Source organism: Streptomyces sp. NPDC002817, assembly GCF_053592055.1.
Genome location: NZ_JBSFUY010000043.1, coordinates 26374 through 44810 on the forward strand (window position 1 = coordinate 26374; position 18437 = coordinate 44810).

Here is an 18437-nt window from a genome sequence, read left to right on the forward strand (position 1 = left end):
ACCACTCAGGGGGAGGCCCCGAGGCTTTGTTAGGGCCAGTTAGGCCGGTCAGCGAAGGTGGCCGTCGCGAAGTACGCCTGGTCCGGCCGCGAGCGCCTCGGCCTGATCCGTGTGCGCGAGGACGTGCTGGTGCTGCACGCGATGCGCTGGCCCTACGAAGTCCGCGACCCGGGCGCCGTCGACACCCCGAACGCAGAGCTGTCCGACGACGAGATCGACGGCGCGCTCGCCCTCATCGACCGCATGACCCGCGACGGCCTGGAGGGCGAGGACCTCCGCGACACCTACACCGGCGCCCTCGCCAAAGTGATCGAAGCCAAGCGCGACGAGAAGCCCCTGCTCCAGGCCCCGGAGCCGGAGACGGCGGGCAAGGTGCTGGACCTGATGGCCGCCCTGCAGGAGGCCGTCGCCAAGGCCCAGGCCTCCCGCGGCGAGACCGAGGCGGACGTGCACCAGCTCCCGCAGAAGAAGACCATAAAGAAGACGACGGCAAAGAAGAAGAATGCGGGGCGGTCGCGCAGCGCGTGACACCCGCGCCTAGGCAAGGAGGCCACCATGGACCGTGTAGACCGCACAGAGGCCGATGGTCCGCTCATCAGGACCGCGTTGAGCTCACTGGACCGGATGGGCAACCACGAGATCCAGCGGATCATGTCGCAGTCCAACCTGGCGCAGACGCTCGCGGGCCTGATACAGAAAAAGAAGGACGAAGCGGAGAAGGACGCGCTCGGCAAGATCGGTTGACTAGTCGAGGATCCCGAGCGACGCCCTTGGACCGTCCGCCCGCCATGTAGCAGCCGCCGACCCGGCACCGGCGGCCGCGCTTCGATGCCGCGCCGGCGCTCGACCTCGCGGCGCTCCGCATCCACGATCCACCGCCAGCTACGGGCCAGATCCCGCTCCTGAACGCGCTCCAGGAAACGGAGTAGGATCGCTTCGTCGGACTCGAATCGTGCACACCTTCGATTACGGGAGGTAACCTGCCCCCCGCACCGCAGCCGTCCAGGAGACACCGCGGACCGTACGAGCCTCGACGCGCTGCTCAAGCAGGCCGACGTCACGGCTGGATTCTCAGCGAACCGGACGCGGCCCAGGACGTGGAGCTCCGCCCCGGACAAGACGGCTTCCACCTGCTTGGCGGCCGCGCCGGAGATGGACACTGTCCCGCTCACGGCCTGTCGCGCCCGCCGTCATAATGGAGACATGGCAGCCAGCACACACTCCCCCGCACCCGGACCCGAACTGGCCGGAGCGTACGCGGACGACCTGGCGCTGTACCGGCGCAAGTTCCAGCAGCGTCTGCCCGCTTCCCTGGACGAGCTGCGGGGCCCCGCACGGGGTGTGGTGGACCTTCCGCTGCATGTGGCATGGTCCGGGATGACGTCCTATGACCTGGACAAACCGCGACAGCGGATGGGTCTGTACCGCACCGTGCTGCACGAAGGGCTGCGCGAGGACCTCACGTCCGTGCTGAACCAGGACGTTCTGCTGGAGCTGTGGCCGACACTGCGCCGTCTGGTCGGCCGCACCGTGCGCACCGTATGGGAAGACGCCTTCCCCCAGCTTGCCGCCCGCGGCCAGGCGGCCGCGTGAGCCTGGACATGCCGGGACTGCACGCACGGCTCCTGGCCGACGTCATCGCTCTCGGCTCCCCCTACCCCCTCGTGCTGACCGGCGGCTACGCCGTCCGCGCCCACCGTCTGGTCAGCCGGCCCAGCCAGGACCTCGACGTCGCCACCGAAAACCCCGCCCCCATGGCCGACATCGCCGCCGCCCTGCACAGCGGCCTCCAGGAACTGGGCTGGCAGGTGCAGTCCCTGGAAACCGCCCCGCTGTCCGCCTGCTTCACCGTGCGCGACCGACGAAAGTACGCGCCCTGGGAGACCGCGGCGCACCCCGAGACCTGATCGACGTATTCGCCGCCTCCCACCGCTGGAACACTGCCGACCTCGAGGAATTCGGCCGACGACACGCCCGGGGACGCTTCGAACGAGAAGACCTCCAGGCCAACCTCGCGGGCGCCGAGTGGACCGACGACGAGGCGTTTGCCGCCTACGGCCTCGACGCCGCCACCATCACCGCGCTGCGCGCCTGGGCCGTGCACTGGGCCGACGACCTCGCCAGCAGACTCCACGAAGAAGACCACCCCCACGACCACGACTAAACCCACCCGCACCCCTCCCCCGGGCCACAGGCCCGCGAGCCGGGGCCGGGCGACGGCCACGGCCACGGCCACGGCAGCCACCGTGCGGCCAAGGGGCAGCGCCCAGCACCCCGCACCGGGCCAGCACACGGGCCAGCTGCGGCACCCAACTCCCGCAGGGCCCCCGCGCCATGCCTGCGGCAACGGTGTACTCGATGGACCCGAAGGTCGGTGGCGGGGACTGCGTACGCGGCAACGTCTGCTTCGAGGTGACGGAAGGATCGGACAGGGCGGAGCGGGTGTTGTACTCGCCGCAGGAAGAACTCGCGCCCCGGTGGACGGCCGCGCGGGAGTCGGCGTTGCACGAGCGGCATAGCGGAGACCGGAGGCGCGCGGCCGGCACGAGCACGCTGCTCCACCCGCCGCATCAGCCGCACCGTCCAAGCCATCCACGTACTACCGACCTGCGACTATTCAAGATGAAAGAGGCTCACTGTCTCAAGAACCACATGCTGTTCGACGAGAACACGGCCTTCCCTACGGTTCTCGCCGCCGCTGCTTGACACGTTAAGTGCCTGAAATGCCTGCCGGGACCGGGCCAGTCCCTACTCCTCTGCGATCCGCGAAGCGGCCTCCGAAGCCCAGGAGAAGATCTGTGTCACTTCGCGATCGCCCTGCCGACGCCCTCAAGCTGAGATGGCCGTTAGCTCCGGTGGGGTAAGGGACACATTGATAACCTGGGCGATCGCTTCCAAGCTCCAAGGACCGGAAATCATGATCCTCACCATTTCGCACTCTAGGTCGACCTGCCCCCACTTGCCTTCCCAACTCCGAAGCGTGTGCATGCGCGTCTCGGCCGGCCAGTCGGAGCGTTGGACGGGCAGCAAGGAGACTTGGACGCCATCGATAAAGCATGGCCCCGTCTCCCTCAGATCATCCATGCGGAGATAGCGGATCCGTGCAAGATGTAGCCATACCGGCGCATATGGCCTTTCCTCCTCCACGAAACCGAGCACCAGGTCCCCCTCAGGCCAATTTGCATCCATCTGGCACACCACTGTCTGAACATAGTACCCAGCCCATCGAGCAGTGATTCCCGAGATCGCCTGAATCTTTCGGGCATACGGACTAAGCGCGTCGGCCGCATCGATCTCATTCAACGCTCACACACTCCTATGGGCAGTTTCTGAGATACTCACCCGTATCCTTATGATCCTGCGTCGAAGAATAGGGAGTTCCGTCAGGGTTCCAACGTTGTGGGCGGTTTCTAGCGTTCGGGCCCATGTCAATCATATTACTTCTCACGACACGACCGTTCGCCATTTCTATTGAAACTTTATTCCCCGAGGCATCCTTGAACGTAGCCCAGGCGCCAGAATCTCCAGTGGGTCCTGCCATCTCAAATCCATGGGCCCGAAGCGTATCGTATGCCTGAGTTTGCGTCATCCCATTCATGTTCGGAAGAGACGGAAAGGGATTGACATTTCCACCACTGTTATGAACCAGGACCGGGGTGGCGCCAGCCAGTACATAGTACGTGTGGATGCCGTCAACGGTGAGATTGCGCGTTTCCTGCATGCGATGGAGCGAGTGAGTCTCGTCGACAGTGACGACCGCACCAGCATCCGTGCGCAGGGTCATACCCTTCCTTAGGTCGACTGCGTTGACCCAGGCGTGTTCCGAAGGGGACCAGAACGGGTGGTGATCGGTTGCGATAATCTCGGAAATTTCACCACTCGTCTCCACGGCCACTTCCGTGAAGTCTTTGTCCTCCTCGGTGATGATCGTGGCCAGGACGATGCGTGCTTCTGTCTTTCCGGTTTCAGGGTTTGTGGCAAGTATCTTGTCGCCTACGGCGATGTCCTGGATTTTTTTGACAGTCCCGTCTGCCATGAGGACCTGCGCTTCAGGAAGGAAGCTGTTCTTGGAGCAAGGCCCTCCGAAGCGCCCGAGGACGTAGTCCATGAGTAGCTGAAATCCTATGTTTCCGCAGATGGGGCATGTATCTACGGAATCGATACTCTTTACGTGCTGCCAGTCTCCGTAGTAGTTACGGAGATTCTTACAGGTCATATCAATGCTTGGATTGACATTGCAATACTCGCGGAAGTAGAGCTCGTAGTTGAGTTCGAGGCTGACACCCTCCATGTACGTGCCGAGCCGTCTCATCTGAGACTCCGTGGGCCGCCCGTCGTAGTCCTTGACAAGGTCTTCATCCAGCGGAGGTGCTTCGCCGTCTCCGATGTCCGTGACAGGATCTCTGTTTTGCGCGGAATGAGGATCGTCGGCCGGGTCGTAGTCGTCGTATGTGCCGTTGTCACCCGAGCAGTAATTAGAGGGCCAACAGCTCTCCAGACCTGTGGGGTCCATCCGGTTGACGGGGTCGTTCTCGCTGTAGCTGTAGGCAGACAGCCGCTGCGGCATGTACGGACTGCTCAGCGGGTCCGTGCTGAGAAACCGTCCCAAGTCGGGATCGTAGGCGCGGGCCCCGAGAAGAGAGAGTCCGGTGCTGGTGTCTTCCGTCTTCCCAAGGAAGCCGTTGTCGGTCCCCGTGGGCAGGGTGCCGCTACGTTCGTCGCCGAAGGGTGTGTAGCGGCGGCGGGTGGTGGTGCCGGTGGTGGCGTCGACGGCGAGCTGGGTGGAGGCCTGGGTGTCACCCATGAGGTAGGTGACCTTGCCCTTCCCGTCGGTGGAGGTGGTGCCTTCCGTGGTGCGAATAGCGACGGTTGTGTCGCCGCTGGTGTAGTAGCGGGTTGCGGTCACCGTGGTGCCGTCGGTGGTGCGCAGTTCCATGCCGCCGATAGACGCCACGGTTTCGTCGGGGGTAGTGCGGACCAGGAGGTTGCCGTCGGCGTCATAGGCGTAACGGGTCAGGTCGCTGCCGCCGTCGGTGGTGGTCTTGACCGTGGCAATCCGGCCGAGCGGGTTCCAGGTGTAGTCGCTGGTCTTCCCGGGTGCGACGCGCTTGACCGTCTGGCCGGCGTTGTCGTAGGTGAGGACCTCGGTCGCGGTGGTGGTGCCCGCGGCGATGGTGTTGATCTTACGGACAGCGTGCGGGCGGGCGGCGTTGTCCGTCCAGGTGCCGGCGTCGTCGTAACCGGGGTAGAGGTAGTCGCGGGTGGTCTCCGTGCGGGCGGCGTCGAACTCAGTGACGGACTGCAGGTTACCCATGCGGTCGTAGCTGTAGTCCGTCTCGTAGGGGTCTGGGCCGGTGAAGTCGGAGGCGGTGTACGCGGAGCAGCCGCCCTCTTCTGCACGGGTGTAGGAAGTGATCAGGCGGGCCTGGTCGTCGTAGCGGAAGCACTGCGACTGCGCGGTCTGGCAGCTTGCCTGTTCCCGTATCCGCAGGATCTTGCCGTCGCGGTCGCAGGAGTAGACATCCTGCTGCTTCTCGGTGGTGATCACGCCGGCGTTGACGGTGGTGGTGATGCCCTGCAGCCACCGTGTGCCGTTGTCGTAGTTGTAGCTGTAGCTGCGCTGGGCGCTGACGTCGCTGGTGCTGGTGCCGGACGGGCCGTAGGTACGGCCGGTCAGCAGGCCGTAGGCGTCGTAGCCGGTGCCCCTGATGTAGGTCTGCCAGGGCGAGGTCAGGGTCCGGGAGCGGCCGTAGGCGTCGTAGGTGGCGGTGACGGTCTCTTCGTTGAGGCCGCCTGCCTTGGGATAGGTGACCGAGGTGATGTGGTCGGCGGCGGCAGTGTTCGAGTAACCGCTGCAGACGTTGCGCGGTGTGCGGGCCGTGCCGGCCGGGAGCTGTGATGATCCAGCGGGCGGCTTCGCGTGGTGAGGGCGGCCGCTCGTGTGGCTCGTCCAGGGGCAGGCCGCGCCGTAGCGGTGCGACGGCCATCTTCACGCGCTGATAGTGGCCCAAGTAGCCCTTGGTGAGGAGTTCCTGGTGCAGGACCTTGGCGCTGTGCTCGCCCTCGTCCCAGCGTTGCTGCAGGTAGTCGAGGTACGGGTCGAAGGTGGAAGGGCGGCGCGGACTGCAGGTGGAGCAGCGAGTCGGCAGCAACGACGGTGGTGTTGATCTCCTGGGTTCCGGCGCCGGGGTAGTACGGCGCGTGCGCGAAGAGGAGGTACACGTCCCGGTTGCGGGCCGGGCTGGGTTCGGGGCGGCCGTTGGGAGTTACCCGGCCCCCGCCGACGACGTCAAGTCGGTGACGTTCGAGGTGAAGGACCAGGTGCAGGACTTCGGCAAGGTGGCAGACGTGCGCGTGTTGACCGCCCGCTGACCCGACGGGCGACCCTCGGCGGGCGGCGTCAGCCGAGCGGGATGGCCGAGATCGAGAACGGGAGCTCCGGCTGGCCACCGGTCTGCCCGGTGTTGTACTGGCTGTTGACCACCAGCAGCCGGCCACGTACCACTCGCGCGGTGCTGGGATGCAGGAAGTCCGAGTTGATCACGGACTCCACCTCGGCCGCCGACCAGTCTTCGGCCGGCCGCAGCACCGAGACCTGCGGCTGCGGGTTCTGCGGGGAGAGCCCGCCGCGGACCACGTAGAGCCGCCCGTCATGCCGAACGAGGCCGTCGCCGCCGTACAGGAAGGCGCCGCCGAGGTCCACCTGGTGGATCTCCTTGGAGTTCCGGTCGAATCGGTACAGCTTGCCCGACTGGCTGTGCACGGCGATCAGGTTGTCGCCGTCGACCGCGATGATGCCGTTGAGGTTGTGCCCGTTGACGTGCTCTACCGGAGTGCCGTTCAGGTCGAGCCAGGGGTGCATGCTCCAGCGCCCGTCCCGCTCGCTGATCCGGTAGATGAGGTGACCGATCGAGTCGGTGGCGTAGGCGGTGCCGTCCTCGGCGATGGTGATGTCGTTGACGAAGCCACCGGGCATTCCGGAGACCGTGGCCAGGAGCCGGCGGGATCGGATGTCGTAGATCCACACCCGGTTGGTCGCGCCTCCGCCCACGTAGAGCCTGCCCTGGTCATCGGAGATGATCCCCGACGTGGTCATACGGCCGTCCACGCCGCCCGGGAGCCATATCTGCATCTTCTCCCGGCCGGGCGTGCCCATGTAGAGGGTGCCCTCCTGCGTGCTGCCGGTGAAGAACTGGTCGGTGGCCCGGTCGTACGCCAGTCCGCCGGGGTATGCCCGCAGGCCCGGGACGATGTACCGGGACGGAAGGCCGATGCCGGCGTCGTTGCGGAGTTCCGCGGCCTGGGGCGACGGGGTGGGAGCCGGATTTCCGGTGTGCGTGGAGGCCACGGCGGGGGTGGCCATGAGCAGGAGGGTGAGGGCGGCGGAGACGGTGGGGACGCGCACGAAGGTCTGTCCTTTCGATGGCATATCACCGATGATCAGCGGACGGCTCTCGGCCAGCCAGGGTTCAACCCTGCGTAGGTACGGCGAACCTATGCCCGGCAGGACCACCAAACGGCGCGGAGTATGCGCTGGCCATGCGGCTCGGTGGTCCTGACCGAGCCCCCGACAACATAATGGTCATCCAACTCTGCCTATACCTATAACAGTTCAGGTTGCCCACAGCCCCCAGAGCGGCTCTCATCGCCTCATGGGCGCCGTGGGGATCGCCCTCCGCGTAGTGAATGCCGATCCCGGACTCACGTATCGGAGGCTGCGCCCCGGACAGCGGTGACTGATCAGCACACCGATCGACGGCCGAGCGGGATAGATGAACTGACGCCCGCGCTGAGATGCCGAGACCGCCGGGCTGAAGGTGGGCCACTCGTCGTCGAGCGGGTGGTGTGCAGACGGGGTCGAGGTCGGTTGCCCAGGCGACGGCCCAGGTAGAGAGGCTGTCGACCTGCTCGGGGCTCAGTCCGTAGGCGGCGAACCTGGTTCCTCTCGAAGGATCCACTCAGGTATGAGTGCGCCTCCCGCGTCCTCTCGCGCCGCAGCTGAGCGACGGCTTGACCCGGATGTTGTCGCTCAGGCGGGCCGCATTGTCGATGCGGCCCGCCTCTCCGCCCCGAGCTGCGCGAGCAGTTACGCGCGGTGTTCGCCTCCGCTCGCGACAACGTCCGCCTCAAGCTCAAGCGGCTGGCTGGCCGGCCGGCCGGCCGGCCGCGAGATCCTGGCCGAGACCGAGCCAGGCTTGTTCACCCAGCCTCGGCCGTAGTCGACTGATGTCGTCACGACCTGCCCGCTTGTCCGCACGAAACGAGGAATCGGGCATCAACTCTCATGCCGCCCTCTGAGTGGACGTTAAGTCCGATCTTCCTCGGTTCGTGATCGCTCGATCGTGGTACTGATCGCCGTCCGGGCCATCTGTTGGGCATGTCCATGCTGAGATGCGGGCGTGAAGCGAGAGCCGTACCTCAGCGACTTGTCGGACGAGCAGTGGGCGTTGATCGAACCGATGATCACGGCCTGGAAACAGGACCGGGTGGCCCGGTCGGCGACCGGAGATCCCGGGTCCTGCGACCTGCGGGAAGTCGTGAACGCGATCTTCTATCAGAACCGGACGGGCTGTCAGTGGCGGTACCTGCCGCACGATCTGCCGTCCTGGTCGGCGGTGTTCTACTACTTCGGGCTGTGGCGCCAGGACGGCCTGGACCAGCGGATTCAAGAACTCCTGCGCTGCCAAGTGCGGGAGAGAGCCCGCCGATTAGAGGACCCGTCCCTCGTGATCCTCGATACCCAGTCCGTGCGCGCGGCCGCAGGTGTCCCCAAGACCACGACAGGGCTGGACGCGAACAAGAAGGTGTCGGGGCGCAAGCGAGGGCTGGCCGTGGACGTTCTGGGGCTGGTCATCGGCGTCGTGGTGCTGGCCGCCTCCGCCCATGACAACGCCGCCGGCACCGCCCTGCTCGACCAGGCCGCCGAACGCTGCGGCAACCGGCTGGAGAAGGTCCTGGTGGACCAGGGCTTCAAGGACCAAGTCGTCATCCATGGCGCATTGTTGGACATCGACGTCGAGGTCGTCCGCCGCAACCCCGACGACCAGGGCAAAGGCTTCGTCCCACAGCCGAAACGATGGGTGGTCGAGCAGACGAACGGCACCCTGCTCCTGCACCGGCGCCTCGCCCGTGAATACGACCACCGGCCCGACACTTCCGCTTCACGCGTCTACTGGGCCTCCATCGCGAACATGGCCCGCCGGCTCACCTCGCCGAGTCCCGCCTGGCGCGACACCCTCGAGCTGGCCGCGTGACCATCATCGAGCTCCTGGCCGGCCTCCAGGCCCAGCACGACGAAACCACCGCCCGCGCTGGTGAACTACGCGACCAGATCGAGCACTTGACCGCCGCACTGGCCGAGGCCGAAGCACGACTCGTCGACCTGGCCACCACCCGGAAGGTCATCACCGAACTCGCACCGGCCGGAGAAGACCCCGATCCGCCCGAGACGAGCACCGCCTACCAGGCCATCGTGAACGCCTTCAACCAGCACCCCGACCAGGAGTTCCGAGCCCGAGAGCTCCACGAACACCTGGGCATGCCCACCGACGAGGCATCGGTCAACGTCACCCGCGCCCGCCTCGGACGCCTCACCCGCCAGGGCTTCCTCACCCAACCCGGACGAGGCCGCTACCAGAAACGGACTTAACGTCCACTGAGTAGGTTCGGGGACTGGAAACGGAGCGTCAGCCACCGCGCCAGTCCTCGAACCTACTCAGTACACCTGCGAGTAGCAGTGGCCGTTGAACTGGCCGTTGCTATCGAATCCCGGCAGGTTGACGCCGTGGAGGGTATTCGGGCCCCACACGCCGTCGACGGTGACGGAAGGACTGGCGAGCCGCTGTGCGTACTCCAGCCCCTTCTTCGTGTTCGCGCCGAAGTCACCGTCGACGGTGAGACCACGGGCGTAGCAGTTGTTGAGGATCCGCTGCAGCGCCTTGACGTGGTCGCCGTTAGCCCCTTGTGCCATGTTGCAGCGGGAGTAGCGGTGGGTCGTGCTGCCCGTCTTGGAGACGTAGGCGGGGATCCGCGTGTAGAAGGAACCCATGTTGTTGTCGGACGTCATGGTGCCGTTGCAGTTGTTGACGGCCAGCGCCCCGGCCTCCTGCGCGCCGGCCGTCGGGACTGAGGCCCCCAGGCCGGCCACCGTGAGGACGGCTGCCGCCAGTGCCGCGGACTTGAGCTTCATGTGTGTTCCGTTCTAGGGAGTAGCGGCGTTCGACGTGCCAATCGTCGCCCTGCGCTGAAAGGCACGGCTGTCAGCTTGAGGGGCAGGTGGATTGGGTTTGGATCTTGATGCCGCTCACCCTGAAGTCGTCGTTGAAGTGGTAGGTGCTGTTCGGGGGGAGGCACCGGTAGTAGGTCACGCTGTACTTGTCGTGGACGCGTAGGGAGACCCGGTCGTCGTTGCGGGTGTTCCTGACGTAGTTGGCGCCGTAGCTCTTGGATCCGAGGTCCTGGTAGGAGCTGGTGACGTCCTGGTACGCGGCCGTGGGCTTGCTGTTGTTCCAGTCACTGTCGGTCAGGTAGAAGCAGACGCGGGGCCAGCCGCATCCGTTGTAGTCGCCGGCCGAGGCGGTGGGGGCCGTGGCCAGCCCAGTGGTGGCGAGTGCGGCGGCCGCTGTCGCCACAACAGCCATCCGCTTGGTCATCTTCGCTCGAACGCGCACAAGGAATCAGTCCCCGATTTTGTCCCAGTGGGTATGTGCCGGTCGGGCACGCCTGACTGTCTCCTGGACGAAGGTGCTGGGGTACCTGCAACTTTTCGGGTTGCGCGTCGCGGTGCTCTCGATTCCCGGGCTGGGACAGCCGCCTCGGGCGCGCTGGCGGTGGCCGTTTCGGTGCGGTCACCGGCAGCGGCTCGCAGCTGCCGAAGCCGCATGTCCAACAGGTACTGGGCGGTGCGCAGGCGCGCCGCATCGGCCGGAGTCCTCGATCCGTCTCCTGGACGCTTCGGACGTTCTTGATGCTTTTGAAGGCCACGGCTCTCATGTCCGGAGCCGAGTCAAGGGTTACGACTATCAGCACCTGCGGCGTCGGCTGTCCTCCAGAGGCATCCAGCACCGCATAGCCCGCACGGGCGTCGAGTCCTCGCAACGGCTGGGCCGGCATCGCTGAGTCGTGACGGTGTCCTGGCTGTCAGGCTGCCGACAACTCCACCGCCGTTACGAGCGCAAGCCAGAACACTTCCTCGCCTTACAGCCATCGCCGCAACCCTGATATCCCACCGTCGACTCACCAACTGAAATGACGTCTTCACGACCGCAGGGCTGCCGTCGGTGATCCGGGTGGATCGGGACAAGGAATTCCTGCCCAGCCGACGAGGAAGTACCTATTTTGACTACCTATTCGACATACTGATCAACGTCCAGAAATGCCCCGACTTTAGCCAAGAATGCAATACCCTCCAGCCCTATTGAGAACCCAGGCCCAACCGCGTCATCTCTTGAAATACACTGCACCAAACAGACCTTCAACACACAGTCCATCTGGAGCAGACCGCCGACGGTGACGAGCACGACTACCGCGGTGCCGCAGGTGCGGGCGAAGTCGGGCAGGCTGAAGACGGCCACCCAGCCCAGGGCATGCTCAGCCCGGTGGAGTACGAACTCCGCACCCCACCACCAGTAGCCTGAAACCAAGCAACTCGACTCCACTCAACTCGGGACAGTCCGGGGACTCCACAAATCTCAGTACAGCTCACGACCGAAGGCCGATACGAAACGCAACGACTCGCCCTGCAAGGGCTGGCCTTCGCCGAGACAACGCAGAGGAAATCAAGCTGACGGGCAACCAGAGGGGACAGCAGTTCCTAGCTCTCCGCTTGTTTCGCCGCATCCACGGCTCACGCGTACCTCAGACAACGCCACGCCCTCAATGCGCTCAAGAAGTCGTCGTCGTGATTGCAAGCGGCCCGAAATGCTGACTGCGAGGCGTCAGCGCCCCAACCACGCCCGCATGGACGGCACACATGGCCCGCTCGACAGTCTCCTGATTTTCGCCGACCGGAGCCACGTAGTCGATGACGGCGCGCGCGGCGTCCTCCCCGAGCATTCGGGTGATCACCCACGTGGCGAGATACTGGGACGCCAGGCAACCGCCCGCCGTAGCGATGTTCCCCTCGGCGTGGAACGGCGCGTCCAGCACGGTGACGCCGCAGCCTTCGACAAAGGCTCGGCTCTTCATGTCCGTGCAAGCCGGCATGCCTTCCAGCAACCCGAGCCGGGCGAGCACCAGCGCGCCGGAGCACTGCGCACCGATCAGCTGTCGCGAAGGGTCGAGCAGCAGCTTCGAGATCAGCCGGTCGTCGGCGACCACCTCTCGCGCCTTCACCCCGCTACCGATCAGTACAACGTCGGCTTCAGTCACGAACTCCATCGGGCGCTGCCCGGTCACCTCGACGCCGTTCATCGACGTGACCACCGGCGTCGGCGTCGTGATGAAGGCTTCCAAGCCGTCCTTACGGCATCGGTTGATCAGGGCGGAAGCGATGAAGCTGTCGAGCTCGTTGAATCCGTCGAAGGTGACCACGGCGACCTGCATCACAACTCCTTCAAGCACAGCATCAGAAGTCCGCAGTTTCCCTGGCGCGCCGTTCCCGGTCGAGAGCCAATCAGCGGCTGGTGGCATGCCTGTCGACGCTCTGACTGTCGAGTCCCGAGCCTGAGTACCGCTACGGGCGAATAGGGCACAGCCAGAACAGTGCCTCTCCACCAGTAGGCGCGGCACACCACGGAGGCGATCACCGGGGTGGTCACCGGGGTGGTCACCGGGGTGGTCACCGGGGTGGTCACCGGAAGCCTACGGGCGCCCACCGAAGGCGTTGGTGCCAAAGATGACGGGCCCAGCAGCAGTGTGGTGGGCACCGGGGCGGCCAAGGCGATCTACCGCCTCGTCACCGGCAGCCGGCACTCGCACCACTACCCGAGCGCTTGGTGGATGTCGGCTCGGCCTTCCCAGCAGATCCGTAAGGGCCGGAAGCCGTGCAGCCACGCGAAACCTCTTTCGATCACCCAGCAGTAGGTACACATTCCTGTGAAACACGCAGGAAACGGGTGCTCCCTAGACTCCGGCAGATGCGCCACCTGACTGTCCTCGAAGCCCCCACCGAGTGGAGCCGGTTCACCGAGGGTTCTGTCGAACGCCGGATGCTGATCGCCCTCGGCGACCGGCTCGGTACCAGGCTGCGTCCGAAGCCGCTCAAGCTGCCCGACGGCAACCGCGTCGAGGTCGAGGGGATCGACGCCGACGGCCGGGTGCTCGTTCAGCTCGTCGGCAATCAGGGCGCGTACAAGCCCGCTTACCGCAACAAGGTCATGGCGGACATGTTCAAGCTGCTCTGGCTGCGTGACGCGGTGCCCACCGCCGAGCGGGCGGTGCTCCTTGTCTCCGAGCTGATCGTGCAGGCGCTCGGCGGCTGGGTGGGAGGCGCGGCGGCGGACCTCGGAATCGAGATCTACGTCTTCGACGGCAGCACGGCCGTAACGCTGCAGCAGCGAACGTAATACCCACGAAACAAGAAGTGGTGACGGAGCGAAACACAGGGCTCCTACGGTCGGAAACACCTAAGCGGATTTCCGCGTCGCAGTCTCCCGCACTCGCTACGCACGCTCTCCGACTTCCAGGATCGGGCCTTCGTGCTCGCGACATGGATGGGAGCGTGAAGGTGACTGGTACGCCAGCACTTGAGTTGCGATCGGTGCACCGGGTCTACGGATTCGGGCCGTCCGCCACGAATGCCCTCGACGGCGTCGATCTGACGGTGCCGTCCGGCCGGTTCGTCAGTCTCATCGGGCCCAGCGGCTGCGGCAAGTCGACGCTGTTGCGCATGGTGGCCGGGCTTGAGCAGCCCGATCGCGGTGAGGTCCGGGTGCATGGCGTGACGCCGGCGAAGGCGTGCGCCGCCAAGATGATCGGACTCGTGCCGCAGAGCCCGGCGTTGCTGCCCTGGCTGTCCGTGCTGCGGAACGTCACACTGCCGCAGAAGATCAACAGGGGTGCCGCCGGGCGCCGCGAACGCATCGGCGGCTTCGAGAAGCGGCAGGCGGCCCCGGACATGCGGGACCTCCTGGTCAAGGCGGGTCTCGGCGAAGCCATGCACAAGCTCCCGGCGCAGTTGTCCGGCGGTATGCAGCAGCGTGCCGCGATCGTGCGCGCCTTCGGTCTGCGCCCCGACGTGCTCGTCATGGACGAGCCCTTCTCGGCACTCGACGAGTTCACCCGCGAGAGCCTTCAGGACCAACTGCTCGACCTGTGGGACGAGTTGAAGACAACGGTGCTGTTCGTCACCCACTCCGTCTCGGAGGCCGTCCGGCTCTCCGACACCGTGGTCGTCATGGCGCCGCGGCCGGGCCGCGTCGTGGACACCATCGACATCGACCTGCCCCGGCCGCGCGGAGAGAACCTCTTCCGGGAACGTCGCTTCCACGAGTACGAGGACCTGATCCGAGACCGACTGCGCCACGCCTGGCACGGCGCGGCCGCGTGAAGGGGGTGCGGGAGATGACCGTGACCGACGAACGCGCCGGCACCACCCCGGCGACGGAGCCGCAGACACCCGTCGAACCGTCGCGCTTCAGCCTCAGGCATCCGAGGTCCCGGATCGCGTGGGTCCGTCCCTCCGTGTGGCTGCCCCTCGCCGTGATGCTGGCCTTCCTCGCCGTCCTGTGGCAGTGGGGAGCCAGGGAACTGCCCTACCTGCTGCCGCCGCTGCCGAAGATCGGCGACTCGCTCACCACGGAGTTCGGCTACTACGTCGACAACGCTCTGGTCACCCTGGGTGAGGCGACGGCCGGCCTTGCGCTGGGGTTCGTCGCCGCGGTCGTCCTCGCGGTGCTGACGACCGAGCTTCCCGTGGTGCGCCGGGCGGTCATGCCGATCGCGGTCGTCCTCAACGTCACCCCGCTCGTGGCGATCGCACCGGCACTGGTCGTGGCCTTCGGTTTCGGCCCGCTGCCCAAGCTCGTCATCGCCGGCCTGATCTGCTTCTTCCCGATCCTCATCAACACCGCGGCCGGTCTGCGGTCCGTGCCGCAGCAAGTGCTGCAGGTGTACCGGACGATGGACGCGGGCCGCTTCGAACTCCTGCTGCACGTGCGCTTCCCCAACGCGCTGCCGTTCCTGTTCGCGGCGCTGCGCATCGTCTTCCCCCTGTCGATCGTCGGCGCGGTGGTCGCCGAGATGTCGGCGTCCGGATCGACCCGCGGCCTCGGCACCGCGATCAGTGTGGCCTCGTCGATGAACCAGCTGCCGGTCGTATACGCCTCGATCCTCGTCCTCGCGGTCCTGGGCGTACTCCTGCTGCTCGTCGTGACGCTGGTGGAACGCCGCGTCCTCCACTGGCACGACAGCGCGCACAACTGACCCGCCCTCACGTCGCTGTCCCCGGTCGCCCGCGATGGCGGGGCACTCGGCGCCCCATGCCCTGATCCGCCTCATGGGCGGCGCCCTTCTCCGGCACACCCCTTCCCAGGCACCCCTTTCCCCGGCGGCCCCCGCCAGTTCGGAGTCACCCATGCAGTCCACCCTCATCAGATCCGGCCTCGCCTCCCTGTCCGCCCTGGTACTGACGGCCGGCCTCGCGGGATGCGGCTCGGACTCCTCCGACAGCACCTCGGCCGGCTCGGCAGGTTCCGCGATCTCCGCCGCGCGGTGCGCCGAGAACAAGGCCGCCGGAAAGATCACCTACCTGTCGGGCTACCAGTACCAGTCGTCCGTGTCGATCCTCGAGTACATCGCCGCCGCCAAGCTCGGCTACTTCAAGGATCTCTGCCTCGACCTCGCCCTCAAGCCCGGCACCGGCGACACGGCACAGAACACCAAGCTCCTCGCCAGCGGTCAGGCGACCGTGAGTCCGGTCGCCGAGCAGGACGTCATCCAGGCCCGGGCCAACGGCATCGACATCACCGGCATCTCCTCGTACTCGAACGCCGGCCTCGAGATCCTGATGACGAACAAGGACATCACCAAGCTGCCCCAGCTCGACGGCAAGGTCGTCGGCCACAAGGGCTACGTACCCGCCACCGTCCAGGCGATGATGGTCAAGGCCGGAGTCAAGTGGGACTCGCTCAAGCTGGTCAAGCAGGGATACGACCCCTCCGTACTGCCCCGCAGGCAGGGCGGCCTGGAGGCGCTCACCGGATTCGTCTCCAACGAGCCCAACCAGCTCAAGGCGGCCGGCGACGACGTCACGGTGTGGAAGCCGGTCGACTACGGCGTCCCCAGCTCACTCGGCGCGATGGCGGTGAACCCAGCGTTCGCCAAGGCCCACCCGCACGCCGTCGAGGACATCCTGCGCGCCGCGCTGCACGCCTACGACTACTGCACGTCCAGCGACAAGCACATCGCCGAATGTGTGGGGTACGCGGCCGAGCTGTCCGGACCGACCTACGACAAGAAGCTGAACACGGCGATCTGGAAGACCGAGACGCAGGTCGTCAAGGACAACCCGACGCCCGGACAGCCCCTGGGCGGCATCGACCCCGACAACGTCACGGGGCTGGTCGGCATGCTGCACCAGTTCAGGATCGTGCCCGCCAGTGTGACCGCCGACCAGGCCCGGGGGTGGTTCGACGCTTCCTTCGTCAAGAACGTGTACGCCGCCGACAAGCTCGTCTGGCCCGCCCCCTGACCGCACCCGCCGCATCAAGCAGCCCGCACGGCTCCCGGCTCCCCGCACGGCGCCGGCGATCTCACAGAAGGACTCACCCGCATGCCCGCGAAAGAGTACGGAATCTTCCTCCCCATCGGGAACGGCGGATGGATGCTGTCCACGACCGCGCCGCACCCCGAGGCGACCTACGCGTGGAACAAGCGCGCAGCCATCCACGCGGAGACCATCGGCCTCGACTTCGTCATGTCGATGGCGAAGTGGCGCGGCTTCGGCGGCAGCACCGACCACTGGGGCCGCTCGCTCGAATCGATGACGATGATGGCGGCGCTCGCCGAGGCGACCAGCCGCGTCAAGATCTGGGCGACCCTGCACGCCAACGTCCACAACCCCGCCCTCGCGGCGAAGATGTACGCCACCCTCCAGGACATCTCCGGCGGCCGCGCCGGCATGAACATCGTCAACGGCTCCTACGCGGGCGAGTTCGAACAGTTCGGCGAGTGGGACCCGCAGCTCAGCCACGCGGACCGCTACCGGATGACGGAGCTGTGGACGGAGGCGGTCACCCGCCTGTGGACCGAGGACTCCGTCACCATGCGCACGCCGTACTTCGACCTGGTCGACTGCGAGTCCCGCCCGCATCCGGCCACCCGCCCGACCCTCATCAACGCGGGCAGGTCGGAGGACGCCCGGCGCTTCCAGGCCAAGTACGCCGACGGTGCCTTCCTCTCCGCCGAGAGCCTCGACGAGATGCGGATGCTCTCTGCGGACGTCCACGACCGGGCGAAGGCCCACGGCCGCGTCTGCAAGACCTACTCGATGCTCACCGTCGTCCAGGACGAGACCGACGAGCTGGCCGCCAAGAAGGTGAAGCAGTGGGGCGCGGGACTCGACCGTGAGGCCCTCGCCCACATGCGCCGCACCTGGGGCATCCCCGAGGACCAGGCCCGCGCGTGGGCCGACGGCGCGGACGGCGAGGCGGCGTTCCAGACGCCGTACGTCGCCGGATCGGCGCAAACGGTCACCGACCACATCGAGTACATCGTGCGCGAAGCCGACCTCGACGGACTCATGCTGATCTTCCCGGAGTACGACGAGGACATGCTGCTGTTCGGCGAGACCGTACTGCCCGCCCTGCGCGCCCGCGACGAGGTGGCAGCCTGATGCCCGGCCTGCGCGACACCCAACTCGCCCACCTCACCCGACCCGGCAGCAGGCCCGCGCTGGTCGTGGTCGACGTACAGCGCGACTTCGCCGATCCGGCCCGCCTCACGGAATACGGGCTGACGGACGCCGCACTGGCTGCCCTCGACCAGGCGGTCACCCGCGTCGGCGACCTCGTCGACGCGGCACGCGCCGCCGAAGTGCCCGTCCTCTGGGTCGAGTTGGGCAGCGACCCGGCCCGTCCGTGGCGGGCGAGCAACTGGCTGCGCGGCGGCGACTACGACGCCCCCATGAGCCCGGCCGAACCGTGCGTCCTCGGTACGCCCGGAGCCGAGTGGTACCGCGTGCGGCCCGCCGAGGGCGAACCGCGCGTCGTCAAGCGCGGCTACAGCGGCTTCCTCGACACCGATCTCGCCGCCCGGCTCCACGAGGCCGGCTGCGACTGGCTCACCGTCGTGGGCCTGACGAGCGAGTGCTGCGTGTACGCCACGGCCCAGGACGCCATGCAACTGGACTGGCCCGTGGTCGTCCCCCGGGACGCCACCGCCGCCTACGACCTCGACGTCAACGCCGCCGCCCTCGCCCAACTGGCACTCAACGTGGCCGTTATCAGCGACGCCGACGAGGTCACCGAGATGTGGAAGAAGGCAGCGCGGTGACCGGC

Annotated in this window: 18 protein-coding genes and 4 pseudogenes; 15 read left to right on the forward strand and 7 right to left on the reverse strand. The window is 66.5% G+C overall.

The window, feature by feature from the left end; genetic code table 11:
- Positions 1 to 51: 51 nt before the first annotated feature.
- The 5 genes and pseudogenes from ACWD3I_RS43600 to ACWD3I_RS43620 all read left to right on the forward strand — a co-directional run.
- Positions 52 to 528 (forward strand): annotated as a pseudogene (locus tag ACWD3I_RS43600) (Ku protein); the annotation flags it as partial.
- A gap of 27 nt (positions 529 to 555) precedes the next feature.
- A complete protein-coding gene (locus ACWD3I_RS43605; protein ID WP_365411480.1) occupies positions 556 to 744 on the forward strand; it encodes a hypothetical protein in 189 nt (62 codons plus the stop codon).
- 459 nt (positions 745 to 1203) lie between these two features.
- Positions 1204 to 1593 carry a hypothetical protein gene (locus ACWD3I_RS43610; protein WP_365411483.1) on the forward strand — a complete coding sequence of 130 codons (390 nt, stop codon included), beginning with the start codon at positions 1204 to 1206 and terminating at the stop codon, positions 1591 to 1593.
- 8 nt (positions 1594 to 1601) lie between these two features.
- Positions 1602 to 2164 (forward strand): annotated as a pseudogene (locus tag ACWD3I_RS43615) (hypothetical protein).
- A gap of 194 nt (positions 2165 to 2358) precedes the next feature.
- On the forward strand, positions 2359 to 2706 hold the full coding sequence (locus tag ACWD3I_RS43620; RefSeq protein ID WP_365411486.1) for a hypothetical protein: 348 nt from the start codon (positions 2359 to 2361) through the stop codon (positions 2704 to 2706).
- Positions 2707 to 3316: 610 nt separating this feature from the next.
- On the opposite strand, the gene ACWD3I_RS43625 is transcribed toward ACWD3I_RS43620, so the two are convergent.
- A complete protein-coding gene (locus ACWD3I_RS43625) occupies positions 3317 to 5548 on the reverse strand; it encodes a polymorphic toxin-type HINT domain-containing protein (protein ID WP_365411489.1) in 2232 nt (743 codons plus the stop codon).
- Positions 5549 to 6129: 581 nt separating this feature from the next.
- Between ACWD3I_RS43625 and ACWD3I_RS43630 the strand changes: the two genes are divergently transcribed.
- On the forward strand, positions 6130 to 6372 hold the full coding sequence (locus tag ACWD3I_RS43630) for a hypothetical protein (RefSeq protein ID WP_365411492.1): 243 nt from the start codon (positions 6130 to 6132) through the stop codon (positions 6370 to 6372).
- A gap of 28 nt (positions 6373 to 6400) precedes the next feature.
- On the opposite strand, the gene ACWD3I_RS43635 is transcribed toward ACWD3I_RS43630, so the two are convergent.
- Positions 6401 to 7429: a hypothetical protein gene (locus ACWD3I_RS43635; protein ID WP_451084357.1), complete on the reverse strand. Its 1029-nt coding sequence runs from the start codon at positions 7427 to 7429 to the stop codon at positions 6401 to 6403.
- Between the two features lie 970 nt (positions 7430 to 8399).
- On the opposite strand from ACWD3I_RS43635, the gene ACWD3I_RS43640 reads away from it, so the two are divergent.
- The gene (locus ACWD3I_RS43640; RefSeq protein ID WP_365414184.1) at positions 8400 to 9254 is read left to right on the forward strand and encodes an IS5 family transposase; all 855 of its coding nucleotides are present in this window, start codon (positions 8400 to 8402) and stop codon (positions 9252 to 9254) included.
- The gene (locus tag ACWD3I_RS43645; RefSeq protein WP_451084358.1) at positions 9251 to 9649 is read left to right on the forward strand and encodes a hypothetical protein; all 399 of its coding nucleotides are present in this window, start codon (positions 9251 to 9253) and stop codon (positions 9647 to 9649) included. The genes ACWD3I_RS43640 and ACWD3I_RS43645 overlap by 4 nt, the downstream gene beginning before the upstream one ends.
- 66 nt (positions 9650 to 9715) lie before the next feature.
- Here ACWD3I_RS43645 and ACWD3I_RS43650 read toward each other — a convergent pair whose 3' ends face one another.
- Both ACWD3I_RS43650 and ACWD3I_RS43655 read right to left on the reverse strand, forming a co-directional pair.
- Positions 9716 to 10189 (reverse strand): peptidoglycan-binding domain-containing protein, encoded by a 474-nt coding sequence (locus ACWD3I_RS43650; protein WP_365411802.1) that lies wholly within the window; start codon positions 10187 to 10189, stop codon positions 9716 to 9718.
- A 70-nt stretch (positions 10190 to 10259) separates the two neighbouring features.
- Positions 10260 to 10640, reverse strand: coding sequence for a hypothetical protein (locus tag ACWD3I_RS43655; RefSeq protein ID WP_365411805.1), 381 nt, complete (start codon positions 10638 to 10640; stop codon positions 10260 to 10262).
- 367 nt (positions 10641 to 11007) lie between these two features.
- Between ACWD3I_RS43655 and ACWD3I_RS43660 the strand changes: the two are divergent.
- Positions 11008 to 11246: pseudogene (locus ACWD3I_RS43660) on the forward strand (IS5/IS1182 family transposase); the annotation flags it as partial.
- Between the two features lie 99 nt (positions 11247 to 11345).
- On the opposite strand, the gene ACWD3I_RS43665 reads toward ACWD3I_RS43660, so the two are convergent.
- From ACWD3I_RS43665 to ACWD3I_RS43675, 3 genes and pseudogenes are all read right to left on the reverse strand, one after another.
- Positions 11346 to 11573, reverse strand: coding sequence for a hypothetical protein (locus tag ACWD3I_RS43665; protein WP_451084359.1), 228 nt, complete (start codon positions 11571 to 11573; stop codon positions 11346 to 11348).
- A 310-nt stretch (positions 11574 to 11883) separates the two neighbouring features.
- On the reverse strand, positions 11884 to 12543 hold the full coding sequence (locus tag ACWD3I_RS43670) for a DJ-1/PfpI family protein (protein WP_351690020.1): 660 nt from the start codon (positions 12541 to 12543) through the stop codon (positions 11884 to 11886).
- 377 nt (positions 12544 to 12920) lie between these two features.
- Positions 12921 to 13025: pseudogene (locus ACWD3I_RS43675) on the reverse strand (IS5/IS1182 family transposase); the annotation flags it as partial.
- A 51-nt stretch (positions 13026 to 13076) separates the two neighbouring features.
- Here ACWD3I_RS43675 and ACWD3I_RS43680 point away from each other — a divergent pair.
- From ACWD3I_RS43680 to ACWD3I_RS43705, 6 genes are all read left to right on the forward strand, one after another.
- Positions 13077 to 13505 (forward strand): hypothetical protein, encoded by a 429-nt coding sequence (locus tag ACWD3I_RS43680; protein ID WP_351690019.1) that lies wholly within the window; start codon positions 13077 to 13079, stop codon positions 13503 to 13505.
- A 161-nt stretch (positions 13506 to 13666) separates the two neighbouring features.
- Positions 13667 to 14488, forward strand: coding sequence for an ABC transporter ATP-binding protein (locus ACWD3I_RS43685; protein ID WP_365411809.1), 822 nt, complete (start codon positions 13667 to 13669; stop codon positions 14486 to 14488).
- A 14-nt stretch (positions 14489 to 14502) separates the two neighbouring features.
- Positions 14503 to 15363 carry an ABC transporter permease gene (locus ACWD3I_RS43690; protein ID WP_351690017.1) on the forward strand — a complete coding sequence of 287 codons (861 nt, stop codon included), beginning with the start codon at positions 14503 to 14505 and terminating at the stop codon, positions 15361 to 15363.
- Positions 15364 to 15514: 151 nt separating this feature from the next.
- Positions 15515 to 16630, forward strand: a complete 1116-nt coding sequence (locus tag ACWD3I_RS43695; protein ID WP_365411812.1) for an ABC transporter substrate-binding protein — start codon at positions 15515 to 15517, stop codon at positions 16628 to 16630.
- Positions 16631 to 16711: 81 nt separating this feature from the next.
- The gene (locus ACWD3I_RS43700; RefSeq protein WP_365411815.1) at positions 16712 to 17773 is read left to right on the forward strand and encodes an LLM class flavin-dependent oxidoreductase; all 1062 of its coding nucleotides are present in this window, start codon (positions 16712 to 16714) and stop codon (positions 17771 to 17773) included.
- Positions 17773 to 18432, forward strand: a complete 660-nt coding sequence (locus tag ACWD3I_RS43705; protein WP_365411818.1) for a cysteine hydrolase family protein — start codon at positions 17773 to 17775, stop codon at positions 18430 to 18432. The genes ACWD3I_RS43700 and ACWD3I_RS43705 overlap by 1 nt, the downstream gene beginning before the upstream one ends.
- Positions 18433 to 18437: the final 5 nt, after the last annotated feature.